Origin of the sequence: Sandarakinorhabdus cyanobacteriorum (assembly GCF_002251755.1) — a bacterium.
In the GTDB taxonomy this organism is placed as follows: Bacteria; Pseudomonadota; Alphaproteobacteria; order Sphingomonadales; family Sphingomonadaceae; genus Sandarakinorhabdus; species Sandarakinorhabdus cyanobacteriorum.
The window spans coordinates 1-8,584 of record NZ_NOXT01000051.1 but is presented as its reverse complement, the minus strand read 5'-3'; the positions used below and the strand labels follow the sequence as shown (position 1 = coordinate 8,584).

8 protein-coding genes are annotated in these 8,584 nt (G+C 62.1%); 4 read left to right on the top strand and 4 right to left on the bottom strand.

The features are described from left to right. Window positions 1–352: 352 nt before the first annotated feature. The 4 genes from CHU93_RS01365 to CHU93_RS01350 form a co-directional block, all read right to left on the bottom strand. Complete coding sequence (locus CHU93_RS01365) at window positions 353–1,777, bottom strand: aldehyde dehydrogenase family protein (RefSeq protein ID WP_094472424.1); 1,425 nt, start codon at window positions 1,775–1,777, stop codon at window positions 353–355. 89 nt (window positions 1,778–1,866) lie between these two features. After that, window positions 1,867–2,688, bottom strand: a complete 822-nt coding sequence (locus tag CHU93_RS01360; RefSeq protein WP_094472423.1) for an alpha/beta fold hydrolase — start codon at window positions 2,686–2,688, stop codon at window positions 1,867–1,869. Beyond that, window positions 2,685–3,680, bottom strand: coding sequence for a quinone oxidoreductase family protein (locus CHU93_RS01355; RefSeq protein ID WP_094472422.1), 996 nt, complete (start codon window positions 3,678–3,680; stop codon window positions 2,685–2,687). Before CHU93_RS01355 ends, CHU93_RS01360 begins: the two co-directional genes overlap by 4 nt. Beyond that, entirely contained in the window at window positions 3,677–5,080 is a 1,404-nt protein-coding gene (locus CHU93_RS01350; protein WP_094472421.1) for a carotenoid oxygenase family protein, read from the bottom strand. The genes CHU93_RS01355 and CHU93_RS01350 overlap by 4 nt, the downstream gene beginning before the upstream one ends. 226 nt (window positions 5,081–5,306) lie before the next feature. On the opposite strand from CHU93_RS01350, the gene CHU93_RS01345 reads away from it, so the two are divergent. The 4 genes from CHU93_RS01345 to CHU93_RS17035 all read left to right on the top strand — a co-directional run. After that, window positions 5,307–6,092, top strand: a complete 786-nt coding sequence (locus CHU93_RS01345) for an SDR family NAD(P)-dependent oxidoreductase (protein WP_094472420.1) — start codon at window positions 5,307–5,309, stop codon at window positions 6,090–6,092. Window positions 6,093–6,131: 39 nt separating this feature from the next. Next, a complete protein-coding gene (locus CHU93_RS01340; protein WP_094472419.1) occupies window positions 6,132–6,824 on the top strand; it encodes a TetR/AcrR family transcriptional regulator in 693 nt (230 codons plus the stop codon). Beyond that, window positions 6,814–8,289 carry a class I adenylate-forming enzyme family protein gene (locus CHU93_RS01335; protein ID WP_094472418.1) on the top strand — a complete coding sequence of 492 codons (1,476 nt, stop codon included), beginning with the start codon at window positions 6,814–6,816 and terminating at the stop codon, window positions 8,287–8,289. Before CHU93_RS01340 ends, CHU93_RS01335 begins: the two co-directional genes overlap by 11 nt. A 10-nt stretch (window positions 8,290–8,299) precedes the next feature. Then, window positions 8,300–8,584 (top strand): TetR/AcrR family transcriptional regulator (locus CHU93_RS17035; RefSeq protein ID WP_133064269.1); only part of this gene is annotated, 285 nt, incomplete at its 3' end.

Genomic DNA, 8,584 nt, shown 5'->3' with positions numbered 1-8,584 from the left:
CAACGCCCTGACAGGAAGGCTCATGAATAAGGCGGGTTAATCTCGGTCCATGTGATCCACTCGCCTTCGTCGTAGATGGCATTCTCGTCGTTCCACATGTCCGCAAGTCCCCGCACAATAAAGCTTCGAAATTGGAAAACGAACCTATTCTTGTTTAAGAGCGGTTCGTTCTGTTGGCGACGCGAAAAGTTGCCGCCAGAGTAAACGAAACGCCGGAGCTAAAAATATTTACCGGCTGGGGTTTGACCGTCGCGAGCAAGACCGGCGACGGCTATTCGACTCTCGAAATGCCATAATCCTCGGTTTGAACGAGGCCGTCCCGGTTGCTGCTCTTGCGACGGCATCATATTATTCAAGCAGGAATACCGGTGATCGACTTGACCTCCATAAAGTCCTTCAGGCCGAACAAGCCGGCTTCGCGGCCGTTGCCCGATTGCTTGTAGCCGCCGAACGGCGCGCCGGGTTGGGGCGCCCAGTCATTGACCGCGACCATGCCAGCGCGCAGCTTGCCGGCAACGGAGAGCGCAGCGGCGGGATCACCGGAAATCACGGCGGAAAGGCCGTATTCGGTGTCGTTGGCCATCTCGATCGCTTGATCGAGCGTATCGTACCGGAACACCGTGGCCACTGGACCGAAGGTCTCCTCTTTCGCAATCCGCATGTCGGGCGTGACGCCCGAAAACACCGTGGGTTTGATATAATAGCCGCGATTGACGTTCGACGGCAGGCCGGTGCCGCCGGTTTCGAGCGTGGCACCCTCGTCGATTGCTGACTGGATCAGGTCCTGGATCTTGGCATATTGCGCCTTGTTGACCACGGGGCCAATATGGGTGCCCTCCTCGAGCGGGTCGCCAACCTCGGTGCTGGCGAACAGGTTTTTGATCAGGCCAACCGCTTCGGCTTCCTGATCCTTGTGGACCAGGATCCGTGTCGGCGCGATGCAGCTTTGTCCGCTATTGACCAGAACCCCGCTTGCCGTTGCAGGCAGGAAAGCGGCAAGATCCGATCCCGGTAGCACCAGATTGGGCGATTTGCCGCCCAGTTCCTGATGGACGCGCTTGACCGTATCAGCCGCGCTCTTGGCAACGAGAATGCCCGCGCGGGTCGATCCGGTAAAGCTCACCATCTCGATATCCTTGTGCGCCGCAATCGCGGTGCCAACGCCCGCGCCATCGCCCTGAACCAGGTTGAAAACACCGGGCGGAACGCCCGCTGCGTCCATGATCTCAGCAAGGATGGCAGCATTGCCGGGGCATTCCTCGGAAGGCTTGAGCACCATCGTGTTGCCGCCGGCCAGCGCGGGCGCGACCTTCAGCGCGATCTGGTTGAGTGGCCAGTTCCACGGGGTGATCATGCCGACGACGCCGATTGGTTCGTAGGCGACCAGATTGGGGCCATGCCGTTCGGTGAACGCGAAATCCTTGAGCGCTTCCATCGTGCCCAGAAACCCGCCGATGCCTGCGCCAACCTGGCGTGTGGAGGCCAGGCTGATTGGCGCGCCCATTTCGCTTGACAGCGAACGCGCCAGATCGGGAATGCGCTTTTTGAACTCTTCGACGATGCGCTCCATCAGCGCAAGTCGCTCTTCACGCGTTGAGAGCGACCAGGTCTTGAACGCTTCGCGCGCTGCCGCGACGGCGGCGTCAACGTCAGCAGCGGTGCCCAGCGTAATCTCCGTGCACGGCTCCTCTGTCGAAGGGCTGATCACAAGGTGACGTTTGCCGCCGATGCTGTCGACCCACTTGCCGCCGATATAGTGTTTCAGATAGCTGTCCATTGCCTTAGGCCTCCGTTTTCAAATTGTTTCGTTGGGCCGCGCTGCGAGCTCTGCCAAGGCCGCATGGCCGAGGCCGATTTCTAGCGCGTTCAGCCAAGCGCAGGCCGATCGAGCCATTCGCCGAGCAGGGCGTTGAACGCGCCCGGCGCTTCGAATGCCGAAAGGTGGCCGGTGCCTTTGGTGATGTGGAACTCAGCGCCCGGAATCAGCGCGGCGGCTGCGCGCAATTCTTCAGGCGGGTAGAGCTTGTCCATCTCGCCCGCGACTACCATGGTGCGAACCTTGACCGAAGGCAGCAGCGGCAACAGGCTGTCGCGCGCGATCAGCACCGAGCGTCCGGCCGTCGTCAGGCTCTTGCGGCTCTGGCGGGCGATGCCGGAGAGGAACACAGCCAGCTTTGCCTTGTCCAGCGCCTTGAGATCGGGGAAGAACGAGCGCCCGACGCCCTTGCCGAAGAAGGCGCTGCCGCCAAAGAGCTTGGCCAGTCCGACCACGAATTTCGCACCGCGCAGCGCCTTTGGATCGCCGTGATCGAACGGGGTATTGGCCAGCAGCAGCGATTTGAAGCGTTCGGGATGGGCTGTGCCAAGATGGCCGCCGATGATCCCGCCCCAGCTGGTGCCAACCCAGTGGACCGATGTTTCACCATAGGCGTCGAGAATGTCGATCACCGCCTGCGCGCAATCGGGCATGCTGACCAGATCATCGGGCACGGGGCTGTCGCCATGCCCCGGCGGATCGATCACCAGCAGCCGGTAACGCTCCGCAAAGGCTGCAACTTGCCCTGCGTAGATGCGGTGATCGGTGTACAGCGCGGGCCAGAAGACGATCGTTCCCTCACCGCTGCCATGTTCATGGACGGCGAGCTTGCCGATCCGCGTCTCAATCTGGCGCGTTTTTCCAGATATCATGATGCTGCTCCCGCCGGCTCGATCACCAGTTTGCCGAGGCTTTGGCGGCTCTCGATAAAGTGGTGCGCCGCGATCGCATCAGTCAGCGCAAAGCGCTTGCCGATAACAGGCTTCAGCCCGCCCGATGCAGCCATGTCGACCAGTCTCTGCAAATCGCTGGCAAAGCGGCTGTCATCATTCACGATCCCGTCGAGGTGGAAGCCTGCGACCATCTGGCTCGGTCGCATCAGCCGCAGCGGCGAAACCTGATGCGGCACCCCGCTGGCCAAACCATAGCAGATCACCCGCCCGAACGGGGCCAGGCAATCGAGGCTGCTGTTGAAGGCATCGCCGCCGACACTGTCGAGGACGATATCGACGCCCGCGCCTTTGGTGATCGCCCTCACTTCGCCGACCCAATTCAGATTAGTCGAATCGAACGCCGCATCGGCGCCCAGCGCCAGCACATGATCGCGCTTTGCCGCGTTGGACGCGAGGCCGATCACCGTCCCCGCGCCCAGGTGCTTGGCCAGCTGGATGATCAGCCCGCCAACCCCGCCGGCCGCGGCATGGACCAGCACGCTTTCGCCCTTGGCCAGCCGCGCCATCGTGGTCAGCAGGTTGAGCGCGGTTGCGCCCTGGTTGGGCAAGGTCACGGCGGTGGCATAATCCATCGCCGCCGGGATGACGATCGCGGTGCGCGCCGGCAGCGCCGCCAGCTCGGCATAGCCCCCGCTGCGCGAGGGCAGCAGGCCGACCACCCGGTCGCCAAGCGCAAAGCCCGAAACATTCGCGCCCATGCTAACCACCGTTCCGGCGACCTCTGACCCCGGGCAGTAGGGCAGCGGCGTAGGTTCGAGATAGAGCCCCCGGCGCTTGCCCGCGTCGGAATAGTTGACGCCCGCCGCCTTGACCGCGACCAGCAGATCGTCGGGTCCTGGGGCGGGATCGGGAACTTCTTCAAGCTTCAGAACTTCGGGCTCGCCCAGTTCGTGATATTGGACGGCCTTCATGCCAATTCCTCCTGCGCGATCCAGCTGCCGTGGAAACCGAACGGCACCCGCACCGGCAGCTTCACCTTGGCTACCGGTTCGCCGTCGAAATTGCCGGCATCGATGATCACCAAATCCGACGTGTTGGACCGGGCGTCCCAGACATAGGTGACCACCCAGCCATCGCCTTCGACCGCAGCGGCGCTGCGCGGAATGAAGACGCATTCCGACCCGAAACGCATCGCGCCGTGATCGTGAACCTTGAGCGCCCCAGTTTTCGTATCGAGACAGAAGGACGAACCGCGATCCATCTGAACCCCGGCGGCATAGATCATCCGGTGTTCGCGGCCGAATAGCCGTTCGTCAACGCGCGGAAATTCGTGCGGCGCGGTGAGCGTGACCTGGCGGGCGACGCGGGTTGCACCGGGCGCGATCGTCCAGCGTTCCATCACCGGCAAGCCTTCGTTCGGGCCGGTGCGGTTGGTATCGAACATCCGGGGGTGGACCACCAGATCGATCTGCACCGCGCCGTCGGCATCGTCAAAGGCATTGGCGACGTGGAAGCTGTAGCAGGGGTCAACCTCGACCCAGCGTACGCTGGCTCCGTCACCATCGCGCGGCAACAGCCCGACGCGCGCCTTGCGGCCTTCGCGCCAGTGATAGGCGAAGTTATTGCCGCCCGCTGCCGCTTCATCGTCCCAGACCACCGGCAGATCGAGCAGCACGACATAGCGTTCGGTCAGCGCGAAATCGTGCATCATCGGACCGTCTTCAACCGCGACGGCCACGCGCCGTTTGACCTTCAGATCGGGCCCGACCACGACATGCCAGACGGTATCCTTGACCCCGACGTCGTAGGTCATCGCATGCCATTCCAGACGCGCGTGATCGGTATGGGGGTGCGCCGCCCACGATCCGTCAAGCGTGCCCGAAAAATCGGAATAGGCGATATTGTTCAGATCGGCATCGAGTTCGATCGGATAAGGGCCCGATTCGACCAGCGCGAAAATCTTGCCACCGAAGGCCTGAACATGGGTGTTGACCACGTCGATCGGGCTGCGCTGTGGACCGGGAACGCCCTTTTCGCCGATATGCCCGGCGGTTTCGTGCGAGCGGATGAAGCGGTTGCGATACCACATCGCCTTGCCGTCTTTCAGGCGGGTGCCGTGGACCATGCCGTCACCCAGGAACCAGTGGTGCGTCGCCATATCGACCACTTCCATCGGATTGGGGCCGTTGCGCAGGAACAGTCCATCTAGCTCTGGCGGGATGGTGCCTTCGACCACCAGAGCGTCGGCGCTGACCTCTTCCAGCACCGGGCCGTAGTTTCCGGTCAGATAGGTATTGGGCGCGTCGGCCGGATAGGGCGCGCGTACGGCGGCACTGGCGGAACCGGCTGGAGTGAGAGTTGCAGTATCCATGATCGAATCTCCCTTCAATCTTTACAGCATATAGTTGACACTTGATTGCTGTCAAGGCGGTATAAAAAGCAAGAAACCAAGCTTCTAGACCTTCGAAAATCAGACAACTCTCATTGTTCACCTCCTGAAACTTTAGGTAACATAATTTGTGGTCTATAAACGATTCGTGTTCGAGAGGCGGCCCCGCTGCGGGCCGGTTCGACACCCGAGAAAGGCATTGGCTGCAATGAACAAACCCGTTCTTGACTATCTGTTTGGCCTTTCCGGCCAGGTTGCGATTGTCACCGGCTCGACCAAGGGGATTGGTCTGGCGGCGGCGCGCGCGCTGGCCCGTGCGGGCGCGCGAGTCGTGATTTCGAGCCGCTCGCAGGCGGATTGCGACCGGGTCGCGGATGAACTGGCGGCAGATGGTTTTGAAGCGATCGGGTCGGAATGCGATGTCAGCGACAGCGACGCCCTGGCCGGTCTGGTCGCGCGCACCGAACAGCAATGGGGCAGGATCGACATTTTGGTGTGCAATGCCGCTGTCAGTCTGCATCGGGGTCCGAATCTGGACATTGACGATGCCAGCTTCGACGCGACGATGACGGCCAATGTCCGCAGCATCATGTGGCTGTGCAAGCAGGCGATGCCTATCATGGCGCGGCAGGGCGGCGCGGTGGTACTGATGTCGAGCATCGCCGGGCTGCGCGGCAATACGATGCTGGGTACTTATGGCGTCTCAAAAGCGGCCGAAATGGCCTTGGCGCGCAATCTGGCGCTCGAATGGGGACCATCGGGCATTCGCGTCAACGCCATTGCGCCGGGCCTGATCAAGACCGATTTTGCCAAGGCACTGTGGCAAGATCCGGAAAACGAGCGTGCAAAGGCCGCGGTCAATCCACTGCGTCGGCTCGGTAGGGTGGAGGATGTCGCGGGTGTGGTCGTAATGCTGGCCTCAGCCGCTGGTGCCTATATCAACGGTCAGGTTATCGTCGTTGACGGCGGAACGATGATTGCAGGACCGCACTAATGCAACGACCTCGAATGCTAACCCGGAAAAGATTTCAACATGGCTAGCCAGCCCAATGCTCGCGCGCCCAGATTGGCGAAAGCCGGATACCATCATGGCAATCTGCGCGCATCGCTGGTTCAAGCTGCGCTCAAGTTGCTAGATGAACAAGGGCCGACGGCGCTCACGCTTCGCGGCATCGCGCAGGTCAACGGCGTAACCCAAACCGCATCGGCCTATCACTTCACCGACAAGGAAGGGCTGGAATGCGCGATTGCCGCTGTCTGCTTTCGCGAACTGATTGCGCGCTTGACAGAGGCTATATCGGTTTCCGCGGCGCCTGAGGAGCGGCTGCTTGCAGCCATGCGAGCTTATGTTCTTTATGCCGATTCGTCGCCGGCGCGGTTCCAGTTCATGTTCCTCGCCCGATTGATCGGCAGCACCCGGGGCGATGAAGTGAAGGTGGCAGCGCGGACCTGCTTTGGACTGCTGCGGCTGCTGGTTGCCGAACTTGTCACGCAAGCGGGCGGGGACAGTGAAAGCGTGGAAACCGAGACGCTGGCTGCATGGTCTGTGGTCCATGGCTTTGGCAAGATCAGCGCAGGCAGCCTGATCCCGAGCCAGGTCGGTCAGCTGGTAAGCCACGACGTCGCGCGCGAGGCGGTGATCGCCTCCTTTGTTGAGGGACTGGCCGCAAAGCTTGCCGCGCGGCGCTCTGGAGGCACTGTGATGGAGCGCGGCCATGGGCGCTAACCCGGCATCGACCAGCGAAGCCCGCTTCGTTGCCCATTGGGCACAAACCCGGCCCGATGCGCCCGCGATCATTGACGATCAGGAAAGCGTGTCATTCGCAGAACTTGATCGCCGCGTGGGTGGCCTGTCCGCGACCATCCAAAGCGCCGGGCTCGGGCGCGGATCGCGGATCGCCGTTGTCGGCGCAAACGGCATGGAAACGGCAGTCGCACTGCTGGCCGTCTGGCGTACCGGTGCAGCGGTCGCGCTTGTCAATGAACGGCTCTCACAGGCCGAACAGGAAAGGCTGATCGACTTCGCCGACGTGGCAGGCGTCCTGTCGTGCAGTCCGGCGGACGGCGGCACAGCGCTGCGCCTGCGCGATACGGCGCATGACGGCGCGGCTCCGGCGCACGGCGACGCTGCGCTGATCCTTTTCACATCGGGAACAACAGGCGCACCCAAAGGCGTGATGCTGGCGCATGACAATCTCGATTTCGTTGCGCACGGCATTGCTGCCAGGCGCGGCATTGGGCCTTCCGATTGCGCTTATGCTGCGCTGCCGCTGACCCATGCTTTCGGGCTGACCTCGGTGTTGCTGGGTGCGCTTTGTGCCGGGGCCAGCGTCCGCATACTGTCGCGCTTTCAGCCGGAGGGTGTCATTGCCGGTTTGGAGAACAGCGGCGGCGTCACCCTGTTCAACGGTGTGCCAACCATGTTTGCCCGGCTGTGCGATCAGCTTGAGGCTCGCGCGGCGCCGCTCGCCAGCGCGTCGCTGCGTTTCATTGGTTGTGGCGGATCCCCGCTCAGCCCCGCTTTGGTCGACCGGGTGAACCAATGGATCGGACTGCCGCTCCACAGCGGCTACGGCATGTCAGAGGCCGGCCCGACCATTACGATGACAGACGGCGCCGACGATCCGCGCACCGCTGGCGTCGGCCTTCCGCTGCCAGGTGTCAGCCTGAGTGTCCGCAGTCCGGCCGGCGCGGCAATGCCTGCGGGCCATCCAGGCGAAGTTTATGTGCGCGGCCCCGGCATCATGCGCGGTTACTTCAAGGCCCCGGAACTGACCCGCGACACGGTCGACGCCGAAGGTTGGCTGCGCACCGGCGATCTGGGGCAAATTGATCGCGACGGCGCACTCCACCTGCTCGGGCGGCAAAAGGAAATGATCATCCGGTCAGGCTTCAACGTCTATCCGCTTGAGATTGAAGCGCTGGTCGACGAAGATCCGGCAGTCGAACAATGCGCCGTACTCGGCTATCCAGAAGGCGAAGACGAGGGCATCGCTCTATTCGTCAAGCTACGGGATGTGGATGCGCTTGATGCTGTCTTGACGCGCCTGACGGCCCGCATCGCGCCCTATAAACGACCAACCCGCGCCATCATCATCGATGATTTCCCCACGACGCTGGCCGGCAAGGTGATCAAGCCAAAGCTGCTGGAGCGAATGGGCGATCAAGAAATCGAGATGCAGCAGCACTGAAATCGGAACGATGAGCAAATCACAATATCATCACGGATCTGTCCGTCAGGATTTGGTCGCTGCCGCGCTGGAGGCGCTCAAAACTGAGCCATATGACGCAATCAGTCTTCGTAAAATTTCAAGGTCGATCGGGATTTCCGCCACAGCCGCCTACCGACATTTCGAAAGCAAATCTGACCTGATGTGTGAGTTGGCGGCGACCGGGCGGGCGATGCTGGCACAACACCTCGCGCAACGGTCGGATCGGCTTGCGCATCTAGCCCGCCTTATTCATGAGCCTTCCTGTCAGGGCGTT

Coding starts and splice junctions, on each gene's coding strand:
- CHU93_RS01365 (WP_094472424.1), bottom strand. CDS start 1,777: ATGGACAGCTATCTGAAACACTATATCGGCGGCAAGTGGGTCGACAGC.
- CHU93_RS01360 (WP_094472423.1), bottom strand. CDS start 2,688: ATGATATCTGGAAAAACGCGCCAGATTGAGACGCGGATCGGCAAGCTC.
- CHU93_RS01355 (WP_094472422.1), bottom strand. CDS start 3,680: ATGAAGGCCGTCCAATATCACGAACTGGGCGAGCCCGAAGTTCTGAAG.
- CHU93_RS01350 (WP_094472421.1), bottom strand. CDS start 5,080: ATGGATACTGCAACTCTCACTCCAGCCGGTTCCGCCAGTGCCGCCGTA.
- CHU93_RS01345 (WP_094472420.1), top strand. CDS start 5,307: ATGAACAAACCCGTTCTTGACTATCTGTTTGGCCTTTCCGGCCAGGTT.
- CHU93_RS01340 (WP_094472419.1), top strand. CDS start 6,132: ATGGCTAGCCAGCCCAATGCTCGCGCGCCCAGATTGGCGAAAGCCGGA.
- CHU93_RS01335 (WP_094472418.1), top strand. CDS start 6,814: ATGGGCGCTAACCCGGCATCGACCAGCGAAGCCCGCTTCGTTGCCCAT.